Here is a 23,868-nt window from a genome sequence, read left to right as displayed (position 1 = left end):
TTTAAGCTATCGAGATCGCTCTAGGAATAAATGCGGCTGTGCTAAGCTTGCTAGCAGTTTCCATTGGCATTCGGTGCACTTACTTTGTTTACTGTCTATCACTCCAATCAGGTCGATGTTCTCAAATCACTTCTTGTTGAACTGATTCGCATCAACCCATTAGAAAACCCATTCGAAAAAGAGCAAATTCTGGTGCAGAGCCCGGGTATGTCTCAGTGGTTAAAAATGGAATTGGCGAAAGAGTTTGGTGTTGCGGCAAACCTAGAGTTTCCGCTGCCAGCGACCTTTATCTGGGAAATGTTTACCCAAGTATTGGCTGATGTGCCAAAGCGCAGTGCCTTCAACAAAGAGGCCATGACGTGGAAGCTGATGCATTTGCTTCCGGGTTTGTTGAACGAAGCGTCATTCGAACCTTTGGCACGTTATCTTCAAGACGACAGTGACAACTCCAAGCTGTATCAATTAGCAGAGAAAATTGCCGATATCTTTGATGGCTATTTGGTGTACCGCCCAGAGTGGATTGCAAGCTGGGAAGCAGGAGAAACGGTGCCTGAACTTGAAGACGAGCATCCATGGCAGCCGATTTTGTGGCAAGCATTGTACGACCACACGGTTACTCTTGGGCAATCGCCTTATCATCGTGCCAATTTGTACGAACACTTCATTGATACGCTAGAAAACTTCAACGGCAATTTTGATCATCTGCCGAAGCGTCTGTTTGTGTTTGGTATCTCTTCACTGCCACCACGTTACATGGATGCGCTAAAAGCCATTGGTGAACATATTGATGTCCATCTAATGTTTACTAACCCCTGCCGTTATTATTGGGGTGAAGTACGCGACCGTAAATTCCTAGCTCGCTTAGCAGCAAAACATCGTCAGCACGTGGTGTGGCAAGAAGACCATTCTGAAGTGCAAGGTGAGACTGAGCAGTTAAAAGGTTCACTAGAAGAAAACGTGGTGGATGAGCTGCATACCGATGTGGTGGGTAACAGTTTGTTGGCTTCGATGGGCAAACTTGGACGCGATAACATGTATCTGTTGTCGCAGCTTGAATCCCATGAGATAGAAGCTTTTGTTGATGTTGAGCGCGACAGTCTGCTCCATCAACTTCAAGCTGACATTCTTAATTTAGAAGAGCACCAAGACGACGAGCAAATCGACAGCAGTCAGCACAAACAAGTGGTGAGTTTGGGTGATAAATCTCTGAGCTTGCACTCTTGCCACAGCCCAATGCGAGAAGTGGAAGTGCTACATGACCAGCTTCTGGCGATGTTCGATGCCGATCCGACACTGAAACCGCGCGATATTATTGTCATGGTGGCAGACATCAATGCCTACAGCCCTGCGATTCAGGCGGTGTTCGGCAATGCGCCGGGTGAGCGATTTATTCCTTACTCGATTTCAGACCGAACGGCCGATCAAGAAAGCCCAATTTTGGCGGCTTTCATGCAACTTGTTAATTTACCGAATACACGTTGTTTGGCTTCTGAATTACTTGAGTTGTTAGAAACGCCGGCGATTTTGAAGCGATTCGACTTAAGCGAAGATGATTTCCTTCAAGTCAAACAATGGGTAGAAGAATCCGGCATTCGCTGGGGGCTAGATAGCCATACGGGCAGCGAATTTGAACTGCCAGAAACACGCCAAAACACATGGCAATTTGGTATTCAGCGTATGTTATTAGGCTACGCGATGCCAGAATCTGCCGGTTTGTTTGAAGCGCAAGAAGGTAGCCTCTCACCATACAATGAAGTGCAAGGCATGGGCGCAGAACTTGCTGGTAAGTTAGCCCACTTTATTCAACAAATTAGCCAATATCGCTGCAAACTTTCCCATGTTCAGTCGATTGATGCATGGCGTGAAACCTTGGTGGCGATGTTGGATGACTTCTTCTCCGTTGAGCTAGAAGGGGAAATGGCGCTCAAGTCCATTCGAGATACCCTGAGCCAACTGAAAGAACAGCTAGCTGATGCGGCATTTGATGATGCCTTGTCGCCTTCCATTGTTAGCCAGTATCTACAAAACAAGCTGTCAGGGACGCGGGTCAGCCAGCGCTTCCTTGCTGGACAAGTGAACTTCTGTACGCTGATGCCGATGCGCTCGATCCCATTTAGAACCGTATGTTTACTCGGTATGAACGATGGTGTGTACCCGCGCTCAATGCCACCAGAAGGTTTTGACCTAATGACAGGGCGTACTAAACCGGGCGACCGTTCACGTCGAGACGATGACCGTTACCTATTCTTAGAAGCCGTGCTGTCTGCACAGCAAAGTTTGTACATCAGTTATGTTGGACGTTCTATCCAAGACAACACTGAGCGCGTGCCGTCTGTGCTGGTGTCGGAGTTGATGGAATATTGCCATCAGAACTACTGCCTAGATGGCGATCAAGACCAGCCTGTCGATGACTCCGGAGATAAACTACTCAACGAGTTAGTGAACGTACATGCCATGGTGCCATTCAGCCCAAGCGCATTCCAAGGTTCTCATTCAAGCTATGCCAAAGAGTGGATTCCAGCTGCGTTGACCCAAAGCAATCAATCGCAAGGTCATGCACGTGGCGAGTTTAACCGCGCATTGGATGATTACTTGCTTGGCGCAACCTTCCCAATCGAATTGGATTTGGTGGAATTACAACGCTTCTGGCGTTTGCCTGTGCAGTATTTCTTTAACCGTCGTTTGAAAGTGATGTTCGAGCCGCCGTTACCTGTGATGGAAGACGATGAGCCGTTTGTTTTAGGTGGCTTAGAAAGCTATCAGATGCGCGATGAGTTATTAGAAACCTTGCTCGAAACCGCCATTACTCAACCGTCCGCAAAAGCAGACGTACTCAAGCACTTCATGAGTGAGCAACGCGCGCAGGGCAAATTACCGGTTGGCGCATTTGGTGATATCGAGTTTGAAACCAACCGCGTGCAAGCGGAAGAGCTGGTGGATAAGTTGGCGTTTTTATCCGGCGCACCGCAAGACGATTTAGAAATCGACCTTACCTTCGATGTGCTTGGTGAAGGAAAAAACATCCGTCTAACCGGTTGGCTAACTCAGTGTTATCAGTCTGGGTTGATTCGCTACCGAAGCGGTAAAATTCGTGCGCAGGATTACCTAGCTGCATGGATTGATCATCTTGCTATGTCTGCCTCTGGTCAGGCTAGAAAGACCCACGTTATCGGTTATGACCGCAAGGAAGGCGCGGTGCATTTAGTTTACCCTGCAATGGCAGACGCTGAGCAAGCGAAACAATTTCTTGCTGAATTAGTACGTCTGTTTTTTGAAGGCATGACTAAGCCATTGCCATATTTCCCGAAAACAGCACTGGCGTGTGTCGAGGCGGGCTTTAGTCGTGGCCACTGGGCTGATGACGAAGAGAAATCGCTGAAGAAAATGGCGGACGCATTCAATGATGGGTACATGAGCCCAGGCGAAGGAAACAATGCGTATATTTCGCGTATTTGGTCTGCTTGGAATGATGAGCTTGCAGCAGAAGTTCGCACACTGACTGCATTGGTTCTTCAAGGCGCAAGATTGACGGCGATGGATGCTGAAAGTATACCCAAGTAACCTCAAGATGCTTGGTTCAGCGAGATTGACTTGGCTTGTAGGCGAGGCGATGATTTGAAGATCTAGTGGCTCTAAATTAAAAATCGTCAACGAAGTATACGAGCCAAGACAACTCGCCCTTCGGGAGCGTGTCACTGAAGCAATTTCATCGTCAAACAACTTGGAAAGAGCAATCTATTACACAGCGTTGTTTTCCTTGCTTATTTTCGATAAACAGGGAATCAGTGACAACGCTCTGAATCCTGTATCTTGAAGTCACTTGGGTATAAGAATAAGTTGGATTATTTAGATAAAGAAGAGAGTAGGGTGGCCGCCAGAAAATCATTATTTTTTGTAGGGCGTTCGCTGTACGGCCACAAGGTCAGAGGGACCATGATTCGTTTGAGTGTAGCCGCCTGAATGGCTTGGCTTATCTCGTGAGGCGCATACTAACGGTACTCCGTAATGATAACCGTGAGTGAGATCTCACAAAGGTTTAAATATTCCAACCTATTAGACTCATTAATAAAATTTTTAACGATAGATCACATTATAGGGTTTGTTGATCTTTAGATGCAAAACGCCTTTGAAGATCCACATGTCCTTGTTGAATACTTGGAGAGATTCAGCGTTATGGCGCAAATGTCAGTTCCAACTCCACTGCAAACCATGACTTTTCCGCTGCATGGTGCAAGGCTAATTGAAGCATCGGCGGGTACGGGTAAAACCTTTACCATCGCAGGTTTGTATCTGCGACTCTTACTAGGGCATGGCACTGCCGATACGAAACATCGCGTGCCGTTGACTGTGGATCAAATTCTGGTAGTGACTTTTACCGAAGCCGCAACTGCAGAGTTACGTGATCGTATTCGTGCGCGTATTCACGACGCGAGGATCGCATTCGCTCGCGGACAAAGCTCAGATCCTGTGATTCAACCTTTGCTGGAAGAAGTCGAGGATCATAAGCAAGCCGCTGAGATCCTATTGCAAGCAGAGCGCCAAATGGATGAAGCCGCGGTGTACACCATTCACGGTTTCTGCCAACGCATGCTGACGCAAAACGCATTTGAATCTGGTAGTCGTTTCAATAATGAGTTTGTGACAGACGAAAGCCATCTTAAAGCGCAAGTGGTTGCCGATTACTGGCGTCGTAACTTCTATCCTCTGCCATTCGCTTTGGCAGGAGAAGTGCGTCAACTATGGGGCTCGCCATCGGATCTACTGTATGACATCAGTAACTACCTCACGGGTGCGCCGCTAAGTCTCTCTGTTCCTGCAATGCAAGGTAGCCTTGCCGATTTGCATGAGCAAAATTTAAAGCAAATTGATGCTTTGAAAGCCCAATGGTGTGATAGCCAAGAGGATTTCCTCGCACTGATTTCTGATTCCGACGTCAACAAACGCAGCTACACCAAAAAGTCCTTACCGACATGGTTAGAAGCGGTCAACGTATGGGCTTCGACAGAAACCACTGGTTATGACTATCCAGATAAACTGGAGAAGTTCGCCCAGAATGTGTTACTTGAGAAAACCCCGAAAGGCACTGCGCCACAACACCCGGTGTTTGAGGCGATAGAAGCCTTCCTTGCCAACCCAATCAGCTTAAAAGCGCCATTGTTAGTTCATGCGATTGAGCATTGTCGTGTGATGCTGGCAAAAGCAAAAAATCAGAAGCAATGGTTGTCATTTGATGACTTGCTAACTCAGCTTTCTGCCTCGATTGATACCGATGAAACCGCACTACTGACAGAGCGCATTCGCACGCTTTATCCAGTTGCGATGATCGATGAATTCCAAGATACCGACCCACTGCAATACAGTATTTTCAGCCGCATTTATTTGGATAACCCTGAGTGCGGTTTGTTTATGATCGGTGACCCGAAGCAGGCGATTTACGGCTTCCGTGGGGCGGATATCTTTACCTACATCAAGGCACGTAACCAAGTTAGTGCTCACTACACACTTGGCACCAACTGGCGCTCAAGTGCCGATATGGTATTGGCAGTGAACCAGATTTTTGCTCTGCCAGATAGCCCGTTTATTTATGACTCTGACATTCCATTCCATTCTGTGGATTACAGCCCAAGTGCCGACAAACGCGTTTGGACCATGGGTGGTCAAAAACAGCCTGCACTGACTTATTGGCTGCAAGAAGCGGAGGACAAACCTTTGCCAAAAGGTGAATACCTCACCGCTATGGCAGAGGCGACAGCGAGCCAAATTCAAACCATTTTGACCGCAGCGCAACAGGGTCAAGCGTGTCTGGTTAATGGCGAAAAGCAGAAACCAGTCAAAGCGGGCGACATTGCGGTGCTGGTACGAACGGGTAGCGAAGGTCGCATGGTCAAACAGACGTTAGCAGACCAAGGCATTGCCAGCGTGTATCTTTCTAACCGCGATAGCGTGTTTACCAGTTCCGTCGCACAAGACTTACAGCGTTTGCTGCAAGCGGTGTTAACGCCAGAAAATGACAGAGCATTGCGTGCCAGCCTAGCATCAGAATTATTTGCTCTAGATGCAGCCAGCTTAGACGCCCTCAACAACGATGAAACCGTGTGGGAAAACGCGGTTAACGAGTTCAAAGAATACCGTAAGCTTTGGGGGCAACGTGGTGTGCTTCCTATGCTGCGAGCAGTGATCAGTAAGCGTCATATTGCTGAGCGTTTGCTAGAAGAAGGGGCGAGCTCGCAAAGTGAGAACGGTGAGCGAGTACTTACCGATCTGATGCACATTGGTGAACTATTGCAGCAAGCGAGCAACGAATTAGACAGCGACCACGGTTTGCTGCGTTGGTTAGCGCAATCCATCAGCGATGCAGAACATGGGCTAGGTGGCAGTGATGACCAAATTCAGCGTCTGGAATCAGAGCGTAACTTGGTGCAAATCGTCACCATTCACAAATCTAAAGGTCTGGAATATGACTTGGTCTTCTTGCCATTTGTGTTTGGTTACCGAGAAGCAAGTGAAGCCAAATACTACGACGCAGAGAACGATCGCACCGTACTCGATATCACTGGCAATGATGCGTCGTTAAAACAAGCAGATAAAGAGCGCCTTGCTGAAGACTTGCGTCTTATATACGTAGCGCTAACGCGAGCCGTGTATGCCTGCTTTATTGGCGCTTCGCCGCTGCGCAATGGTCGCTCAACCAAAGAGCCAACCGGCGTGCATCACAGTGCGATTGGTTACTTGGTGCAAAATGGTCAAGAGGGTGGCATCAACGATCTGTTCGTAGGGTTGAAGAAGCAACAAGAAAATCTCAATAACGTCGTGATTTGTGATCCTCCAAAGCAACATGACGAGATGTATGTTGCGGAGCAAACCGAGTTAGAAGCGTTGACAGCTAAAGAGCTGCAAAACCCAATTGATAGAAACTGGCGAATCACCAGTTACTCGGGCTTGGTTAAACAAGGTTCTCATCATGCTGAGCATGACGCGACGATTGAAATTACCGGCTTTGATATCGATTCTTCAGAAGAGCAAGATGAGGCGGAATTGGTTGAGCCAGAACGCTCTATCTTCAACTTCCCGCGTGGCGCACGTCCGGGTACTTTTCTGCACAGCTTATTTGAGGAAATTGAGTTTACTCAGCCCGCGACAACGGAAGAGAACACCCAAATCATCCTCGGCTTGATGGAAAGTGAACAGCTTGATGAAGAGTGGCTGCCAATCCTGCAACAGTTGATTGATACCGTGCTGGCAACGCCTTTGGATAGCAAAGCCCTGCTGCTCAATCAAAAAGGTCCGGCGCAACGTTTGGTTGAGATGGAATTCTTATTGCCGATTGAAGTGTTGTCTGCAACTGCATTGAACCGCGTGATTCAACGTCATGATCCGCTCTCTGCCAAAGCGGGCGATTTGGGTTTCCAAACCGTGCAAGGCATGTTGAAAGGCTTTATTGACTTGGTGTTTGAGCACCAAGGCAAATACTACGTCCTCGACTGGAAATCGAACCACTTAGGTGATGATGTACTCCATTACCATGGCGATGCGTTGAAGTCGGCGATGGCGGATCATCGCTACGATCTGCAATACCAAATCTACGCTTTGGCGCTGCATCGTTTCTTGCGTAGCAGATTGCCAAATTATGATTATGAACAGCACTTTGGCGGCGTTTATTACCTGTTCTTGCGTGGTATGGATGAGCAAAGTGATCATGGTGTTTTTTCTGCCAAGCCAACCTTTGAATTTTTACAAGAGATGGATCATTTGATTGATGGTCAAGCACCTGACACGCGATCCAGCGAATCTGGTCAGATGGAGTTAATTTGATGAAAACCAATGATCTTCTTTCTGAGCAAAGCAGCCCAGTGGCAACACGAGATCTAGCGGCAACACCAGATCTATTGGCAACGTTAGAATCGCTAGCAAATAAAGGGGCGATTCGCCAGTTGGATTTCCAGTTCGCACGCTTTATCTATTCGCAAGTTGAGCAACAAGAGAACAGCCAAGAACTGGCTTTTATTGCTGGTGTGGTCAGCAGTGAATTAGGCAAAGGACACATCTGTTTGCCTCTGTTTGATAGCCAAGGGCAACCAGCGGACCTTGCCAGTAAGCTTGGTCTGTTTGGAGAGTCTGCGTTAGCGCTTAATACTCAGCTGCAAGGCGTTAACTGGGTTGAGCTTCTGCAAGCGTCGCCTTTGGTTGGTGTTCAAGGTGAAGCCTTGCCAATGATGTTTGATGGTGAGCGTCTCTACTTGCATCGTTACTGGCACTATGAAGTGACGTTGGCGGACAAGCTCAATCAACTCAGTGCGGCTGTAAATCTACAGCCTCAAGAGTTCACACGTTTGTCTGAGTTGCTGCATCATTTATTCGCTCGTCAGTACCACTTTCTGTTCAATGCATTAGCCAAAGCGACAGAGGCAGGAACCAGTAACCAGGTGCTACGCCAGCAATTAGTCTGTGACCATTTGGATGTGGTCACTGTAGACAGTCTCGATTGGGCAGCCATTGATGCGACAGTCTGCCAAGCGAAACAAGTTCATGAATTGCAAGTACTGGACAAGCTTGTACCATTATCGGCTTGTGTTAACTGGCAGAAGGTCGCTGCAGCGGTAGCACTGACGCGTCGTTTTGCGGTGATTTCAGGTGGTCCGGGTACGGGTAAAACCACTACGGTAACCAAACTGCTTGCCGCATTGATTGAGCAAGCAGGACAAGAGAAAAACCTCACCATCAAGCTGGTGGCGCCAACAGGTAAAGCGGCAGCGCGTTTGACGGAATCTATTGGTAAAGCGATTCAAGAGTTGCCAGTGGAGCCAGAGCTTAAAGCGAAAATTCCAACCGAATCGAGCACTTTGCATCGCCTGTTGGGCGCGATCCCGAATAGTGCAGAGTTTCGTCACAACAAACAAAACCCGCTGCACCTCGATATTTTAGTGGTGGATGAAGCCTCCATGGTCGATCTGCCGATGATGTACAAAGTCGTCGATGCGCTGCCAAAGCATGCGCGTTTGATTCTACTGGGAGATAAAGACCAGTTAGCATCGGTAGAGGCAGGTGCGGTGCTAGGTGATATCTGTTCGTTCCACGCATTTGGCTTCGGCAAAGAGCAGGCGTCTGCAGTCGCGAAGTTAACAGGCTTTGACACCTTGGCGTACAGCACCAACAGTAATGCTTCGATTGCCGATAGTTTGTGTATGCTGCAAAAGAGTTACCGATTCGATGCCCGTTCTGGTATCGGTCAGCTAGCGAAAGCGGTCAATGCAGGCTCAGCCGCAAAAGTAGACGACGTTTGGAATCGTGATTTTGCTGATATCGAGCATTTCGCACTGAGCAGCCAAAACTACAATCAGATGATGCAGACTTTGGTTGCCGAATATGGTCGTTATTTAAAACGCATCGGACAGCAAGAGATTGACCAGAAGACTGGGGAGCCAGAAACACTGACCCACAAAGCCAAAGCCGTGTTGGATACCTTTAATCAATGCCGATTATTGTGTGCCGTTCGTGAAGGTGACTTTGGTGTGACGGGTTTAAACCAACGCATTGAAAAAGCACTCGCGGCACGTAAGTTGATTCAAACCCAAGATGAACTTTGGTATCACGGTAGACCAGTAATGGTCACGCGTAACGATCATGGTTTAGGGTTGTATAACGGTGACATCGGCATTTGTATGCGAGATGACAGCGAAGGTGAATCGCGTCTTAAAGTGTTCTTCGAATTGCCGGATGGTAGCGTGAAGTCGGTACTACCAAGCCGAGTCCCTGAGCATGAAACCGCATATGCGATGACCATTCATAAATCACAGGGCAGTGAGTTTGAATACACGCTAATGATTTTGCCGCCAGATTTCAGTCCAATCCTCACTCGCGAGCTGATCTACACAGGAATTACTCGCGCGAAGAAACGCCTTGCGATGTACGCTGAGATGAATGTCCTCAAGCGTGGTATTAAGGTGAAAACTACCCGATCGAGTGGGTTAGTATCTCGTTTATCTAGTTAAAACAAAAAGACCGAGCACGATGCTCGGTCTTTTTTAATTTTGTGTAAACGCATTGGTAAATGACACGCTGCGAATTTTGTACTGCTGCTGATAAGCCAAGATAAAATCTCTGATGGCATCATTGACGGGGAACACGCAATGGACATCAAGCCCTTCCAAAAACTGGTTGTCTGCCATATCCCAAAAGCTTTGAAGCGAATTGCAAATAATGGTTCTCATAACAGTGCTCATCTTATTCATTTTAAGAGTAACAGCTGTCCTTGATGTATCGTGCTGAGTTGTCAAAGCTCTCAGCACTTTAGGGTGAAGAACGTTCACCTAGATCCATACTGTTGATTGATTAAAACTCAATCAAACATTGAACAGAGTATAACCAACAGTATGTATATTGAAAAGGTTAAATTGCGACCAGTGTCAATGTAATGCTTTGCATAATAAGATATGTAGTTTTCGTGCCCTTGCTCGTTGTTTCTACAGATCTAAAGCTAAGATTTTTGACTTGCGCTGGAAGTTATACAAACCTTGCTTTGCTCCTGGTAAGTAATCGACGCCTACTTCATAAAAGCCTTGTTCTCTGAACCAATGTAAGCTGTGCGTAGTGAGTACAAAGATTTGGTTGATGTCGTCAGACTTAGAGCGATGCTTCATATAATTCAGCAATAACAATCCTCGATTGCCATCGCGATAGTCTTGATGGATGGCGACACACGCCATTTCTGCTTTGCGTTCTTCGACATAGGGATACAAGGCGGCGCATCCGATAATCAGACCGTCTTTTTCGATAATAGTAAATTTACCAATTTCTTGCTCCAATTGTTCTCGGGAACGTCTCACCAACACGCCTTGTTCTTCCAAAGGTCGAATCAATTCTAAGATACCACCGATATCATCAATATTGGCTCCGCGCACTTGCTCTGCACTTGCCATGACGACTTGTGTACCGATACCATCAAAAGAGAACAATTCTTGGATAAGTGCGCCATCCACCTTGTAACTAATAAGGTGGCTTCGAGGTACTCCAGCTCGGCAAGCTGCAATCGAACCGTTAAGAAAACGCAGAGTTCCAGAGTGGTAATCGCTGTCTGGGGATGTATTTTCAGTGAGTTTTTTAATGACATGTTCGGCTTCGATAGGGAATAATTCCGCCACCGCATTGCCATTGTCATCAATGACCCCTTGTTCTGAACAGAACCCAATCAGTTTATCTGCTCCCAACTTGATCGCAAGTTGAGTCGCCACTTCCTCAGAAAGCAGATTAAAACATTCACCAGTTACTGAGCTGGCAATAGGACCGAGTAACACAATCGAACCTTGATCGAGTGTACGGTGAATAGCATCGGTATCGATTCGACGGATGCGACCGCTATGGCAATAGTCGACGCCATCATCAACACCAAGAGGTTGAGCGATGACAAAGTTACCGCTTACAACGTTGAGTTGCGTGCCTGCCATTGGTGTGTTGTTAAGGCTCATAGACAAGCGTGCGGTAATGGCTAGCTGAAGTTGTCCCGCTGCTTGCATAACTACCGAAAGTGCGGCTTCGTCGGTGATCCTGATATTCTTATGATATGGCGTAGTAAGGTCTTGTTTTTCCAGCAGTTGATTGATCTGTGGTCTAGCGCCATAGACGATGACGACTTTGATGCCAAGGCTGTGCATCAATGCAATGTCATTGATAATGTTGCCAAAGTTCTTATCAGCAACCGCTTCGCCGCCTAACATCAGCACCATGGTTTTTCCACGGTGTGCGTTTACATAGGGCGTGGATTGACGGAATCCTTTAACCAGAGCAGTACTACGAATTTTCACTACAGCCATTCCTTGTGTTTATTTATGCTCTAATATTGTCTTTTTATTCAATTGTTGGCAAGGCAATTTTTTGGAATAGAGTCCAAACATCGAGAGTATGATACTTGGTTCTGTTTGGGCGAAGAGGGTACAATGCTCCGGTCTAGTTTAATTACGTGAGCCTCATGTCTTCAGTTGTAAATAAGAATGCTGCGATCACTGCTCAAACCGAGCAAAATTCATCAACCAAATCGACATTACGCAAGTGGACAGAACGTTCTCTGATGTTAACTGCGCTTGTTGGGACAATTGCCGTTCTTTTGATGTACGGCGACTTAATTACGCGCTATGTAAATCCGCCGATTCCTAAATCTACCGTTTATGGCAAGTGGGTGGAGCAAGATGTTGCACCTTATGCCCGCGAAGAGTTCATCCTGAGTGAACGAGGGGTGATGGTTCGTGGCTCCACGGTCGCTACTGACTTTGAGTTCGATGGTGATAGCTTGTCTTATAAAGTGGGTTCAACTGTTCGCACTTTTGAGTTTGTCGGGCAGCACTATGCCGAGATGAAATTAGATGCGAATGCCCATTATCTGCCCGTTTTTCATTTAGAAGGACACTCTAACTTAGCGGTTCGATAACCCACTCTTTTAAAGCGCGATTCGTTGCATGATGGCAGGGCGTCGCGTTTTGTCACATCTTTATGTTCTTGCGACTTTTCACAAACATTTTCCGGACAATCGTTTGATTCCATTGCTGTTATTATTCTCAACCCAGTTTAAATGGATAAATTGACAGCAAACAGAGCATTTGCCTTAGCGCTGATACACTTTGTCGCAGCTTTTCAATTGCGTCGTGTGCATTTGTTTGCCATCCTTTTGCTATCTTCTTTTATGGAAAAAACACGTGCTTAAAAAACTCCTTCCTATCGTCTCTTTAGCTTTGCTATTTGGTTGTGCCGCCGATCAAAACGATCGCGCTCAACAATATTTAGATGGCGAGTTTCCAAACATCCTAAATAAAACGGATGTGGTGGAATCAAACAAACCGCAAGACTTTACTGAATTCAATAAGCAAGCAGAGCAGGTGGTGATTAACTCTCCTTCAATGGCAAAAATGTACCAACCGTTGTATGAAAAATTGAGCGAGTGGGCATTGCAAAGTGGCGATACGACAGCTTTGAGTGCATATGGCATTCAGGCTGCGCAGCTTGGTGGTGGGGATAAAAAGGGCAACGTGTTGTTTACTGGATATTTCTCTCCGGTGATGGAATTACGCCATGAGCCAAATGAAAAGTTTAAATATCCAGTGTATGGCAAGCCGACGTGTAGCTCAGATTGTCCGACTCGTGCCGAAATCTACAACGGTGCACTAGAAGGGCAAGGGCTTGAGTTGGGTTACGCGCCAAATATGATCGACCCATTTATGATGGAAGTGCAGGGCAGCGGTTTTGTTCATTTTGAAGATGATGACACGTTGGAATATTTTGCTTATGCAGGCAAGAACAACAAAGCCTATGTGAGCATTGGTCGAATTTTGATTGAACGTGGAGAAGTACCACGTGAAAAGATGTCATTAAAAGCAATCAAAGAGTGGGTAATGGCAAACGATGAAGCAACGGTTCGTGAGTTGCTTGAGCAAAATCCGTCTTATGTCTTCTTCGCGCCACAAGCGGATGCGCCGGTAACGGGTTCTGCAGGTATCCCTCTATTACCAATGGCATCGGTGGCGGGCGATCGCTCGATTCTTCCTATGGGTACGCCAATTTTGGCAGAAGTACCGTTACTTAATAAAGACGGTACATGGAGTGGTGCGCACCAACTCCGCCTTCTCATTGTGCTGGACACTGGCGGAGCGGTAAAACAAAACCATCTCGACCTGTACCATGGTATGGGGCCACGTGCAGGTACCGAAGCGGGTCATTACAAGCACTTTGGTCGAGTATGGAAGTTGGGTTTGGAAAACACACCAACGCAAGCGCCTTGGGCTTTACCACCAGAGAAGTTACAATAAGCGCCTAGTGAGAGGAATCACCTCTCATCATCTAGACATTTCCTCAAAGAGTGCGTATAAATCGCACTCTTTGTTTTTCTATCGATCATCTGGAACTTCAATATGCGTGAACTCGATACTCCGGCATCTGACAGCTACAACCAACGTTTTGGTGGCACTCGTCGTCTCTACGGCAACAGCGAAGTAGAAATTCTTCGTGCTGCACACGTGTGTGTGATTGGTATTGGCGGTGTTGGTTCATGGGCGGTAGAAGCGCTGGCACGTACTGGTATTGGTGAGTTGACGCTTATCGATATGGATGACGTGTGTGTGACTAACATTAACCGTCAAATTCATGCGATGACTGGCACGGTTGGTCAAAGCAAAATTGAAGTAATGGCAGAGCGCGTTAAGCTGATTAACCCTGAGTGTAAGGTCAATCTGATTGACGATTTCATCACGCCAGATAACCAGCACGAGTACTTGAGCAAAGAGTTCGATTACGTGTTGGATGCGATCGATAGCGTAAAAGCAAAAGCGTCACTATTGGCTTACTGTCGTAGTAACAAGATTAAAGTGATCACAACCGGCGGTGCTGGTGGTCAAATCGATCCAACCCAAATCATGGTGGCAGATCTGACCAAGACAATCCAAGATCCACTGGCTAAGAAGATCAAAGACACATTGCGTCGTCATCATAACTTCCCGAAAAATCCAGCACGTAAGTTTGGTATCGATTGTGTGTTCTCTACCGAGCAATTGAAGTACCCACAAGCCGATGGTTCAGTATGTGGCGTGAAATCGACAGCAGAAGGCCCAAAACGTATGGACTGTGCGAGTGGTTTTGGCGCAGCGACGGTTGTAACAGCAACGTTTGGTTTTGTTGCGGTATCTCGTATCGTTGAAAAGCTGATCCAAAAGCATAAGAAGTAATTCAGAGAAGAGAGCGCATCATGACTGATTTTCCTGTTTCACCGTTTGGCACTGACATTACCAGTGAAGACATCGCTGCAACCATGCAGCAATTTAAAGGTTGGGAAGACCGTTACCGTCAGGTAATTCAATGGGGTAAAAAGTTGCCTCAAATGCCTGAAGAGCTTAAATCAGAGCAAGTTACGGTATCTGGTTGTGAAAGCCTAGTGTGGTTGGTGAGCAAAGAGCAAGAAGGCGTATGGCACTTCTGCGCTGATTCTGATGCGCGTATCGTTCGTGGTCTGATTGCCTTGGTGATGGCGGCTTACGATGGCAAAACGGCAGAGCAAATCCAAGCGTTTGATATTGATGCTTACTTTGAAAAACTCGGTTTAATTGCTCACCTAAGCCCATCGCGTGGTAATGGTTTGAAAGCGATTGTTGAGCAGATCAAAACACAGGCTCAGTAGTTGGGGTTAGTTAAAACCGCACAAAGAACAGAATAAAGAAAAGGGTTGAAGCCAAACGGTTTCAACCCTTTTTCTATAAATCTACAGTGGTATTTTTACTGTTAAAGCATATCGACCGCTTTCTCGACTGCTGCAATCAGCTTTTCAACATCTTCTAACGTATTGTAGATACCAAAAGAAACGCGCACCGTGCCTTTAACGTTGAGCGCATCCATCAGAGGGTGCGCACAGTGATGCCCGGCACGAACAGCGATACCTTGTTGATCAAGCAGCGTGGCAATGTCTTGGTGGTGAACGCCATCCATCACAAAGGTAAGTACTGAAGCGCTCGGTTGGTAACCGAGGATTTGAATGTCGTCCAACTGGCTTAGTGCTTGGTAAGCTTTGTCCTGCAGAGAATGCAGATGTGCCTCTACTGCGGCTTGGTCGAAGCTTTGGTACCAATCGATGGCTTTCGCTAGAGCAATCGCGCCGGCGACGTTTGGTGTGCCTGCCTCAAACTTACCCGGCAAGGCAGAGAAGGTGGTTTTCTCAAACGAGACTCTTTCGACCATTTTGCCGCCGCCATGCCATGGTGGCATTGCTTCTAAAAGTTCAAGTTTGCCATACAGTACGCCAATCCCAGCGGGTGCATACAGTTTGTGACCGGAGAAGACATAAAAATCAACATCAAGCTCTGCCAAGTTCAACGGTTCATGAACGATACCTTGAGCACCATCAACAACAACAACCGCACCTGCTGCATGTGCCGTTGCGATGATTTTCTCGATAGGTTGACGAGAGCCAGTGACATTGGTGATTTGTGCACACGCCACGATTTTACAGCGCTCCGACAATAGTGCTTCAAACGCATTGATATCGAATTGGCAATCGGAGGTCATCGGAACTTTAACGATTTTCGCGCCCGTTTGTTCCGCGACAATTTGCCAAGGCACGATGTTCGCGTGGTGTTCCATTTCACTGATCAGGATTTCATCACCGGCTTGGAGTGTGCTGCGAGCATAAGTTTGTGCGATTAGGTTTAGTGCTTCGGTTGCGCCTCTAGTCCAAATGATTTCTTTTGAACTGCTTGCTCCTATGAACTTCGCAACGGTTTCACGAGCCGCTTCAAATTGACTGGTCGCGTTGGCTGTTAAGCTGTGACTGCCACGGTGCACGTTAGCATTTTGTGCACTGTAGTAACGGCTAATCACATCGATCACGCACTGTGGCTTTTGTGTTGTTGCTGCGCTATCAAGGTAAACCAAAGGCGATTGGTTGACGTCTTGATTTAGGGCTGGGAACTGTTCGCGTACAGCGTTTACGTCAAACATTATTCGTCACCGAGTTCGTGATAATGCAGTGTTGGGATAGTGACTAACGGCTCAGCAACCATCCATCCATGTTCTTTACCGGAAAGTTTGATAATGATTTCCATCGCGAACTCAAGTGCAGTTCCTGGTCCCTGACTTGTCAGTAGGTTGTGATTCACATCCATGGTGACACGTTTAGCTCGCCATTTGTCTTTAGGAATATGAGATTGGAAGCTTGGATGACATGTCATCAGGGCTTCAGGGTAAAGGTTATGATGTTGCAGAACCAAAGCTGGCGCTGCACAAATCGCGGCAACCAGTTTTCCTTCGTACATATGCTGTTTCAGAATCTCAATCATGATGGTGCTATCACGGAAGGTTTCTGCGCCGCCAACACCACCAGACAGAACAATTGCATCAAACTCATCGTCAGCAATATCAACCAATTTACAATCCGCTGTCAGTGTTACACCGCGAGAGGCTTTCATTATAAGAGCACCATCGAAGTCTGCGCTTGCTACCGTCACGTCATAACCAGCACGAACCATCATATCGATAACGGTTACCGCTTCCATTTCCTCTGTGCCCGGAGCGATAGGTACTAAGATCTTTTTGTTCATTGTTCTGTCCAGCTTTGTTCAATCTGTTTGATGTGTTGATAGAGTTTTGCGTTCTCTGGCGTACTAATTTGGTGTTTTTCGGCAGCTTGCAGCAAATAACCAGTAATAAAGTCTATCTCGGTACGACGTTGGTGAAAGACATCTTGTCTCATAGAAGAGTAGTTTGCAGCTGTAGCGTTAACCACCTGCATAATTGTGGCATGTAAAGAGTCAAAATCGATCTTTATCTCTTCTTTGTTCATGACTGCTACCAACTCATAAGTGATGCTTTTTAATGTCACTGCAAACTCAGGAGCAGCAAGATCACCATTTTTGCATTGATGGATGGCTGTCAGGGGGTTGATTGCACAATTGATCGCAAGCTTGGTCCATAGCGCAGCATTGATGTTTGGGTTCCAACTGACTTCTGGTAAAGCGTGGTTCATCACTTGCGCAAGAAATTCGCATTGATTGCCTTTGGTATTAAAACCACCTAATTGGGTGTGACCGTGACCAGTATGAAGAACCTGTGCTTTGCTTGGTTTATAGGCACCGTGTGTGGTGGTTGCAATCACGATAGGGTTATCAGTGAGCTTTGTTTCCAAAAGTGGTGCTGTTCCCATGCCATTGTGCATCAGCATTACAATGGTATCAGTGTTGATATACGGCAAAAGAGGGGTTATCGCTTCGTCTACTTGCCATGCTTTTACTGTCACAACAATCAGGTCTGCGGCTTGTACAGAAGGAAGGTGTTGATTAGCAAAATTAATTGCAGGAGAGTCATCAAGTTGAAGCAGTTGCTTACTATCTGAGGTTCTTCCCCACAAGGAGACGTTGTGTCCGGCAAGTTGGAATTTGGTCGCCCAGAGTGAGCCAATGGCTCCAGGTCCAAGGATAAGAATATTCACCAAACGCTCTCATTAAAAAGGTTTGCTGCAAGGATAATGAGGGAAAAAAGGAAAGCAAATAAAAATGGCGCCAGAAGGCGCCATTTTTGGGGAACTTATGGGTTCTATTAGAACTTGTAAGTTACAGCTACGTAGTGACCAAAGCCAGTTGACTTAAGTGCGTCAGAGTCTTTGATACCGTAAACGTCTTTGTAGCCTTTTAGACCGTAACCCACTGCGAAGCGGTCAGAGTGCCAGTAGATACCGTTGAACATTGCGCCACCGTTGCTAGCACTTGAGTATTTCTCTTTCATACCAAATTGGTAATCGATGTAACCTTGGTAAGAAATGAAAGAACCGTTCTCGAAGAAGTAGAATGGTTTGAACCAGTTAGTCGAGATTTGGAAACCGTTCCAATCTTTTTGGTTACCTTGGTAAGTACCGTATAGGTTAACACCTACTTTACCAAACCATGGAACCATTACGTCAGAACCGATACCAACTTTTTGGTTGTTTACTGAGAATGGGTTAGTTTTGTAATCAGTACCATCCCACTCAAATAGTGTTGCAACGTAAAGTTCTTGAACTGGACCGAAAGACAAGTCTTTACCAGTTAGACCGTCGATAGACATACGTGGAGCAAACTTCATGAAGATCTTAGGATCGCCAACTTTGTCGCTGCCTTTGTCTGACGCTAGGTTGAATACGTCAACGTAACCGTATAGGTCGAAGATACCAGAGCGACCGCCAAATTCCATTTCTAGGTAGTCGTGTGAAGACTCACCTGGAAGTTCGTCAAATGCACCCATTAGGTTGAATTGCATCCACTTGTAATCGTTCTTGTGGATGTCGCCGTCTGAGTAGTCAGCAGCCATTACAGGAGCTGAAGTAGCCGCTAGAAGGCTAAGAGCTAAAAGTGATTTACGCATAAGGGGACTCTCTATGTTTGTAATGATTCAGAACACGCAATCTTTGCTGCGCTTTCCAATTGGCGGGAATAATAGCGATAAAAATCCCAAATGAAAGTGATAAAGGATGCAAAAATGAAGGTTTTTAGTGAAGCTCGTCACGAAATAAGTTTATTTCACGGAACTTTTTGTTTGTTGCATCGTTTTGCAATAAATATGTGATGCATGTCGTTTGCGTAAACGTTTTTATGACTTTTTAAGCCAGTCGATTAACCAACATAAATCGTTAGTGATCTCTCCAATACACCGTTCGTATGAGTTTGGGAATCAAAGAGGACGATTTAATGAAAGAAGTCATGTTATTCCCTTTAACCTCGGTTGTACTGCCAGAAGGAAAAATGAATTTGCGCATTTTTGAGCCACGGTATCAACGCATGGTGAAAGAATGCAGCGTTCAAAATGTCGGGTTCGGCGTTTGCCTTGTTGGTAGTGGAGAGGATCCAAAAGCAGTAGGGAATGTGTCGTCTATTGGTACTTTGGTCACCATCGTTGATTTCGAAACACTGAGTGATGGGCTTCTTGGTATCACCGTTGTTGGTGAAAAGCGTTTTACTGTCACGCGCGTACGAGCAGATTCAGATGGTCTTCGTCATGCTGAGGTTGAGTGGATTGAAAATTGGTGCGAACCAACGCCCACTCCCAACTTTCTTTATTTGAGCAAGCAGCTCGATCATATATACGAACAGTTTCCTCAGGTGGGCAGGCTCTACCAGCATCGTTTTTATGATGATGCTTCGTGGGTCACCCAACGTTGGCTTGAATTACTGCCGCTCGACAGTGCGTTGTTTGAGAAGCTGGTTGGTGCAAAAGATTGCCTGCCAGCATTGGAATTTCTCAATCAAGCCATAGACGCCCCACCGAAAAGAGAGACTAGGATATGAAAGGACTAACTAAAACCGCAGTAACTTTGGTTGCTGTGCTAGGGATTGCTGCGTGTGGTTCAGACAGCGACTCGATTGAATATTCGAATTTACAAGCGGTACACGCTTCGGCAGATGCCCCTTTAGCAAATGTTTGGATTAACGACCAAGCAGCGTTAACTGGGGTAGATTACGGTGTGGGTTCAGGCTACGTAAAACTGCGCGAGGGTACAAACTCGGTTCAAGTTGACGTACAACTGCCAGGTGGTGAAGTTGCAACCGTGGTTGATAAGACGTCGTTGGATTTAGACTCAGACCTTAAATACACCGCATTTGTTGTTGGTGATGCTGCAATGGGGTCGGCTAATCCAGTGGAGCCATTGATTGTGACAAGAAGCGCAATGTCGATGGCTGATGAAAACAGTTTGGATGTACAAGTTGTGCATGCGGCTGCTGGTGTAGGTGATGTTGACTTGTATGTAACAGCCCCGGGCGCAGACCTTGCTTCTTCTTCGCCTATTACCACTCTTGGGTATAAAGACTCGACAGACGTCCTCAATATTGCTGCAGGTGATTACCAAGTTCGTCTTGTTGCAGGTGGTAACGTTGCTTTTGACTCCGGTACCATACCGCTCCCTGCAAACGCAGATTTGACTATTGCTGCCATTAAAACCGGCGGTACGATCTCGGGCTCACCAGTCAAGCTACTAGTGCTAGATGGTATGGGGTCGTCTATTATTTTAAATACAGGCAGTAAATCTGAGTTGAGAGTAGGGCATCTTGTCGATGGTGCACCAAATGTGGACGTCGCGCTGGATGGCAATGTCGTACTTAACGACGTGATGTTTAAAGATATCTCTAATTACCTTTCGGTTGATGCAGGTACCTACAATGCAACAGTTGATGCGGGGCTAGCTGACCCTATTATCGATGCTGATGTAACTTTGGATAGTGGCATGTCTTACAGTGTTTACGCTGTGGGTACAGCGGTACCACTTGCGGTAGAGCCTCTTGTGGTATCGGACAACAGAAGATCGATTGCGACAAGCGCGGTACTGAATGTCACTCACGCAGCAGCAAATCCAGCAGCCGCAAGTGTGGATGTTTATCTAACACCGTCGCAAGATATTTCTCAAAGTGATCCAGCATTAGCTAACTTTGCGTATAAAGATAGTGCTCAAAATGTTTACGTCACTGCTGGCGATTACTTTGTAACCGTAACAGCGCCAGGTGATAAAACTCCGGTCATTGGTCCTGCGCCTTTGCCTACACTAGAAAATGGCATGGTATATCAGGCGATTGCAATTGATGACAATGGTGGTTTTGGTCTGCTTGTTGGTGACATTACCAAGTAACATAGGATGGGAGGGGGCAACTCCTCCCAACAATTAAGGCTGATTATGATGAGTGAAAGCCCACAAAAATTGGGGCGAAGCGAATGGAATGAATACATGAATAAAGTGAAAGCGCGTGATAAAGACGCTTTTGCTTTCGTATTTCGTTTCTATGCACCAAAGCTTAAGCAGTTCGCCTACAAACATGTCGGTAACGAGCAAGTTGCGATGGAGATGGTGCAAGAAACCATGGCAACGGTATGGCAAAAGGCTCATTTATACGATGGTACCAAGAGTGCTTTGTCGACATGGATTTACACCATTATCCGTAACCTTTGTTTTGATTTACTAAGAAAGCAAAAGGGTAAGGACCTACACATCCATTCTGACGACATTTGGCCATCAGATTATTATCCGCCTGATTTGGTGGACCATTATTCGCCAGAGCAAGACATGCTCAAAGATCAGGTGGTGAAGTTTTTAGACATCCTGCCGAAGAATCAAAGAGACGTTTTGCAGGCAGTATACCTCGAAGAGTTGCCACACCAACAAGTCGCTGAGTTGTTCGACATACCTTTGGGGACCGTGAAATCACGATTGAGACTCGCGGTAGAGAAGTTGAGGCATTCAATGCATACGGAGCAATTATGAACAAACATCCAGATAACAACTTGTTAGAAGCTTACGCTTCCGGAAGTATTGATGCAGTTTCTGGTCTGGTGGTTGCCACACATCTAGAAAACTGTTCCAAATGCCGAGCGTATGTAAATCAGTTAGAAGCTGCACAGGCGAATGTTGTCGTTGGTGACATTTCACCAGAATACGATGCAGAGTTTGACAGTATGTTTAACGACATTATTACGGCAGAACCCAAACCAGATAGCATTATTATTAAAGATGTAGCGAAGGTGGCAGTTGCGGGTAAAGATTTCAAGCTTCCGAAAACGCTCAGTCGCTTTTCAGATTTAGTGGGGGAGTGGAAGAGTTACGGTGGAAAAGTTTATAGCGCTCAATTGGATTTAGGGGAAGATGCGCGCGTTAACCTTATGTATATAAGTGAAGATGTTCGTATTCCACAGCACACGCACAAAGGACAAGAATCGACACTTGTACTCCATGGTGGATTCAGTGATGAAGATGGTCACTACGAAGTGGGAGATATGCTGGTAAGAGATGCGTCAGTAAAACATAGCCCTTTTACTAAGCCTGGTGAAGACTGCTTATGTTTAACGGTACTGACCGAGCCAATGATATTCACACAGGGTGTCGCGAGAATCTTCAATCTGTTTGGTAAAGGCATGTATCCATAAGCTAGGAACTCAAACAAAAAGCCACCTTATCTCGGTGGCTTTCTTCATCATCTTTTCTTTAATTTCTTTGTCTTGCCTTTTCCAGCAACTCAGTAAAGTAGTGTCGCAATGAATAGAGCATGATCAAGCTTGGTACAACCATTACGGCAGTAATAACGAAGAATGTGGTCCAATCATTCAGATAATCGACCAGTTCGCCACTGAATGACGCCAATGTTGTTCGCCCAAAGTTACCTAGCGACGCCAACAATGCGTATTGAGTCGCCGAGAAAGCTTGACCGGTCAATATCGTCAAGAATGATACAAACGCCACTGTCGAGAATGCCGTCGTGAAGTTATCAACAATGATCGTCGCCAAGAACAAGTGTTCATTTGGTCCGACTTTCGCGATCCAAGCAAACATCAGGTTGCTTGCTGCCATTGCAATACCACCAATCATCAAGCCACGTACAATACCAAACTTAACGTTGAACATACTGCCGACAAAGGTGAACAGCATGGTCGCGCCCCAGCCAATGAGTTTCGAGTAGTAACCGATTTGCTCGTTGCTAAAACCTATCTCTTTATAGAAAGCGATGGACATACGACCTAAGAATGCTTCCCCAATCTTGAATAGGAAAACAAACAATAAAAGCGTGATGGCAACACGAACACCATTTCGATTGAAGAAATCTAAGAAAGGTTCTACAACGGTAACGGTAAACCAAGCGACTAATTTAGAGCCAACTACTTCTTTATGGCGCTGCTCTGCTTCCGATTGAAGTTGTTCACGCTGTGTTTTCGGTTCACCTACCAGCAAAGTGAAGAGCATCAAAATGATGACAATAAAAGCCATGCCGTAATACACGCCATTCCAACCGACACTGTCTGCATTGATGAATGCCAAATAACCAGGTAAAGAGTAGCCAGTCCACCAACCAATTACTGCCATTGCGGAGGCTTGCGGTAATTTCGAATCTTCTGATTTTGGAAAGCTATCAATACGGAATGCATCAATCGCAATGTCTTGTGTTGCTGACGCGGTGGCAATGCACAGTGCGAGCAGTGAGGTGAAAACTAGGTTTTCCGCTGGGTTTACACCTGCAATAAATAGAGTCGCGACCAGCACGACACTTTGGCATAGAAAGATCCAGCTACGACGCTGCCCTAGCAAGCGATGTAATACAGGCAGCTTGACGCGATCGACCAAAGGAGCCCACATAAAGTTGATTGCGTACACCGCAAATACACTGCCGAAGTAGCCAATAGCAGACAGAGTGAGGCCTGCATCTTTCAGCCAACCCGACATATTTGAACCAATAAGTACCCATGGGAAGCCACTGGAGCAACCCAACATGAAAACCCAAAGCAGGCGTTTATCAAGGTAACTTTTTACCGTTTCCAACCAAGTGATGGAAGGCAATGAAGACATAAATCAATCCGTTAAAATTGAGCCACTAAAAGAGAAAGCCCTTCGAATATTCAAAG

Annotated in this window: 18 protein-coding genes; 11 read left to right on the top strand and 7 right to left on the bottom strand. The window is 46.2% G+C overall.

What is annotated here, in order from left to right; all coding sequences use genetic code 11:
- The first annotated feature begins 84 nt into the window (after positions 1 to 84).
- The 3 genes from recC (at position 85) to recD (ending at position 9,989) form a co-directional block, all read left to right on the top strand.
- Positions 85 to 3,561: an exodeoxyribonuclease V subunit gamma gene (gene recC / locus MHO32_RS03650; protein WP_239210722.1), complete on the top strand. Its 3,477-nt coding sequence runs from the start codon at positions 85 to 87 to the stop codon at positions 3,559 to 3,561.
- A gap of 612 nt (positions 3,562 to 4,173) precedes the next feature.
- Entirely contained in the window at positions 4,174 to 7,812 is a 3,639-nt protein-coding gene (recB, locus tag MHO32_RS03645) for an exodeoxyribonuclease V subunit beta (protein ID WP_239210669.1), read from the top strand.
- The gene (gene recD, locus MHO32_RS03640; protein ID WP_239210666.1) at positions 7,812 to 9,989 is read left to right on the top strand and encodes an exodeoxyribonuclease V subunit alpha; all 2,178 of its coding nucleotides are present in this window, start codon (positions 7,812 to 7,814) and stop codon (positions 9,987 to 9,989) included. Before recB ends, recD begins: the two co-directional genes overlap by 1 nt.
- 33 nt (positions 9,990 to 10,022) lie before the next feature.
- Here the strand turns inward: recD and MHO32_RS03635 are convergent, their stop codons facing one another.
- Both MHO32_RS03635 and argA read right to left on the bottom strand, forming a co-directional pair.
- A complete protein-coding gene (locus MHO32_RS03635; RefSeq protein WP_005450921.1) occupies positions 10,023 to 10,208 on the bottom strand; it encodes a hypothetical protein in 186 nt (61 codons plus the stop codon).
- 252 nt (positions 10,209 to 10,460) lie between these two features.
- A complete protein-coding gene (gene argA / locus MHO32_RS03630; protein ID WP_009698671.1) occupies positions 10,461 to 11,798 on the bottom strand; it encodes an amino-acid N-acetyltransferase in 1,338 nt (445 codons plus the stop codon).
- Between the two features lie 164 nt (positions 11,799 to 11,962).
- On the opposite strand from argA, the gene MHO32_RS03625 reads away from it, so the two are divergent.
- The 4 genes from MHO32_RS03625 to csdE all read left to right on the top strand — a co-directional run bounded on the left by MHO32_RS03625 (position 11,963) and on the right by csdE (position 15,151).
- Positions 11,963 to 12,418: a DUF2850 domain-containing protein gene (locus MHO32_RS03625; protein WP_005450924.1), complete on the top strand. Its 456-nt coding sequence runs from the start codon at positions 11,963 to 11,965 to the stop codon at positions 12,416 to 12,418.
- A 265-nt stretch (positions 12,419 to 12,683) separates the two neighbouring features.
- Positions 12,684 to 13,790: a murein transglycosylase A gene (gene mltA / locus MHO32_RS03620; protein WP_005450926.1), complete on the top strand. Its 1,107-nt coding sequence runs from the start codon at positions 12,684 to 12,686 to the stop codon at positions 13,788 to 13,790.
- A gap of 102 nt (positions 13,791 to 13,892) precedes the next feature.
- Entirely contained in the window at positions 13,893 to 14,702 is an 810-nt protein-coding gene (tcdA, locus tag MHO32_RS03615) for a tRNA cyclic N6-threonylcarbamoyladenosine(37) synthase TcdA (protein WP_005427322.1), read from the top strand.
- Between the two features lie 20 nt (positions 14,703 to 14,722).
- Positions 14,723 to 15,151, top strand: a complete 429-nt coding sequence (gene csdE / locus MHO32_RS03610) for a cysteine desulfurase sulfur acceptor subunit CsdE (protein ID WP_038864626.1) — start codon at positions 14,723 to 14,725, stop codon at positions 15,149 to 15,151.
- Positions 15,152 to 15,252: 101 nt separating this feature from the next.
- On the opposite strand, the gene csdA is transcribed toward csdE, so the two are convergent.
- The 4 genes from csdA to MHO32_RS03590 form a co-directional block, all read right to left on the bottom strand.
- Positions 15,253 to 16,464 (bottom strand): cysteine desulfurase CsdA, encoded by a 1,212-nt coding sequence (gene csdA / locus MHO32_RS03605; protein ID WP_017189206.1) that lies wholly within the window; start codon positions 16,462 to 16,464, stop codon positions 15,253 to 15,255.
- Positions 16,464 to 17,063, bottom strand: coding sequence for a DJ-1 family glyoxalase III (locus MHO32_RS03600; protein WP_239210663.1), 600 nt, complete (start codon positions 17,061 to 17,063; stop codon positions 16,464 to 16,466). Before MHO32_RS03600 ends, csdA begins: the two co-directional genes overlap by 1 nt.
- Positions 17,060 to 17,950, bottom strand: coding sequence for a 2-dehydropantoate 2-reductase (gene panE / locus MHO32_RS03595; protein ID WP_038898370.1), 891 nt, complete (start codon positions 17,948 to 17,950; stop codon positions 17,060 to 17,062). Before panE ends, MHO32_RS03600 begins: the two co-directional genes overlap by 4 nt.
- Before the next feature lie 107 nt (positions 17,951 to 18,057).
- Positions 18,058 to 18,858, bottom strand: a complete 801-nt coding sequence (locus MHO32_RS03590; RefSeq protein WP_015297182.1) for a nucleoside-specific channel-forming Tsx family protein — start codon at positions 18,856 to 18,858, stop codon at positions 18,058 to 18,060.
- Positions 18,859 to 19,181: 323 nt separating this feature from the next.
- Here MHO32_RS03590 and MHO32_RS03585 point away from each other — a divergent pair, with 323 nt between their 5' ends.
- Genes MHO32_RS03585 through MHO32_RS03570 form a run of 4 tightly spaced genes read left to right on the top strand, consistent with a single transcriptional unit; the run spans position 19,182 to position 22,401 of the window.
- Complete coding sequence (locus MHO32_RS03585) at positions 19,182 to 19,778, top strand: LON peptidase substrate-binding domain-containing protein (protein WP_005450933.1); 597 nt, start codon at positions 19,182 to 19,184, stop codon at positions 19,776 to 19,778.
- Entirely contained in the window at positions 19,775 to 21,112 is a 1,338-nt protein-coding gene (locus MHO32_RS03580; RefSeq protein WP_038898371.1) for a DUF4397 domain-containing protein, read from the top strand. Before MHO32_RS03585 ends, MHO32_RS03580 begins: the two co-directional genes overlap by 4 nt.
- A 45-nt stretch (positions 21,113 to 21,157) precedes the next feature.
- Complete coding sequence (locus tag MHO32_RS03575) at positions 21,158 to 21,742, top strand: RNA polymerase sigma factor (RefSeq protein ID WP_005450938.1); 585 nt, start codon at positions 21,158 to 21,160, stop codon at positions 21,740 to 21,742.
- The gene (locus tag MHO32_RS03570; RefSeq protein WP_038898372.1) at positions 21,739 to 22,401 is read left to right on the top strand and encodes a ChrR family anti-sigma-E factor; all 663 of its coding nucleotides are present in this window, start codon (positions 21,739 to 21,741) and stop codon (positions 22,399 to 22,401) included. The genes MHO32_RS03575 and MHO32_RS03570 overlap by 4 nt, the downstream gene beginning before the upstream one ends.
- A 58-nt stretch (positions 22,402 to 22,459) precedes the next feature.
- Here the strand turns inward: MHO32_RS03570 and MHO32_RS03565 are convergent, their stop codons facing one another.
- The gene (locus tag MHO32_RS03565; RefSeq protein ID WP_009698664.1) at positions 22,460 to 23,812 is read right to left on the bottom strand and encodes an AmpG family muropeptide MFS transporter; all 1,353 of its coding nucleotides are present in this window, start codon (positions 23,810 to 23,812) and stop codon (positions 22,460 to 22,462) included.
- Between the last annotated feature and the right edge of the window lie 56 nt (positions 23,813 to 23,868).

This window comes from Vibrio sp. MMH1-50 (assembly GCF_022347645.1).
Lineage (GTDB): Bacteria > Pseudomonadota > Gammaproteobacteria > Enterobacterales > Vibrionaceae > Vibrio > Vibrio harveyi.
The sequence above is the reverse complement of the archived record's forward strand: the minus strand, read 5'-3'. Positions and strand labels throughout refer to the sequence as shown.

Excerpts from the sequence above, each read along its gene's own strand:
- MHO32_RS03635 (WP_005450921.1), bottom strand. The coding sequence starts at position 10,208 with ATGAGAACCATTATTTGCAATTCGCTTCAAAGCTTTTGGGATATGGCA.
- MHO32_RS03625 (WP_005450924.1), top strand. The coding sequence starts at position 11,963 with ATGTCTTCAGTTGTAAATAAGAATGCTGCGATCACTGCTCAAACCGAG.
- MHO32_RS03575 (WP_005450938.1), top strand. The coding sequence starts at position 21,158 with ATGATGAGTGAAAGCCCACAAAAATTGGGGCGAAGCGAATGGAATGAA.
- recB (WP_239210669.1), top strand. The coding sequence starts at position 4,174 with ATGGCGCAAATGTCAGTTCCAACTCCACTGCAAACCATGACTTTTCCG.
- MHO32_RS03590 (WP_015297182.1), bottom strand. The coding sequence starts at position 18,858 with ATGCGTAAATCACTTTTAGCTCTTAGCCTTCTAGCGGCTACTTCAGCT.
- MHO32_RS03600 (WP_239210663.1), bottom strand. The coding sequence starts at position 17,063 with ATGAACAAAAAGATCTTAGTACCTATCGCTCCGGGCACAGAGGAAATG.
- recD (WP_239210666.1), top strand. The coding sequence starts at position 7,812 with ATGAAAACCAATGATCTTCTTTCTGAGCAAAGCAGCCCAGTGGCAACA.
- csdA (WP_017189206.1), bottom strand. The coding sequence starts at position 16,464 with ATGTTTGACGTAAACGCTGTACGCGAACAGTTCCCAGCCCTAAATCAA.
- MHO32_RS03570 (WP_038898372.1), top strand. The coding sequence starts at position 21,739 with ATGAACAAACATCCAGATAACAACTTGTTAGAAGCTTACGCTTCCGGA.
- tcdA (WP_005427322.1), top strand. The coding sequence starts at position 13,893 with ATGCGTGAACTCGATACTCCGGCATCTGACAGCTACAACCAACGTTTT.
- csdE (WP_038864626.1), top strand. The coding sequence starts at position 14,723 with ATGACTGATTTTCCTGTTTCACCGTTTGGCACTGACATTACCAGTGAA.
- MHO32_RS03565 (WP_009698664.1), bottom strand. The coding sequence starts at position 23,812 with ATGTCTTCATTGCCTTCCATCACTTGGTTGGAAACGGTAAAAAGTTAC.
- MHO32_RS03585 (WP_005450933.1), top strand. The coding sequence starts at position 19,182 with ATGAAAGAAGTCATGTTATTCCCTTTAACCTCGGTTGTACTGCCAGAA.
- MHO32_RS03580 (WP_038898371.1), top strand. The coding sequence starts at position 19,775 with ATGAAAGGACTAACTAAAACCGCAGTAACTTTGGTTGCTGTGCTAGGG.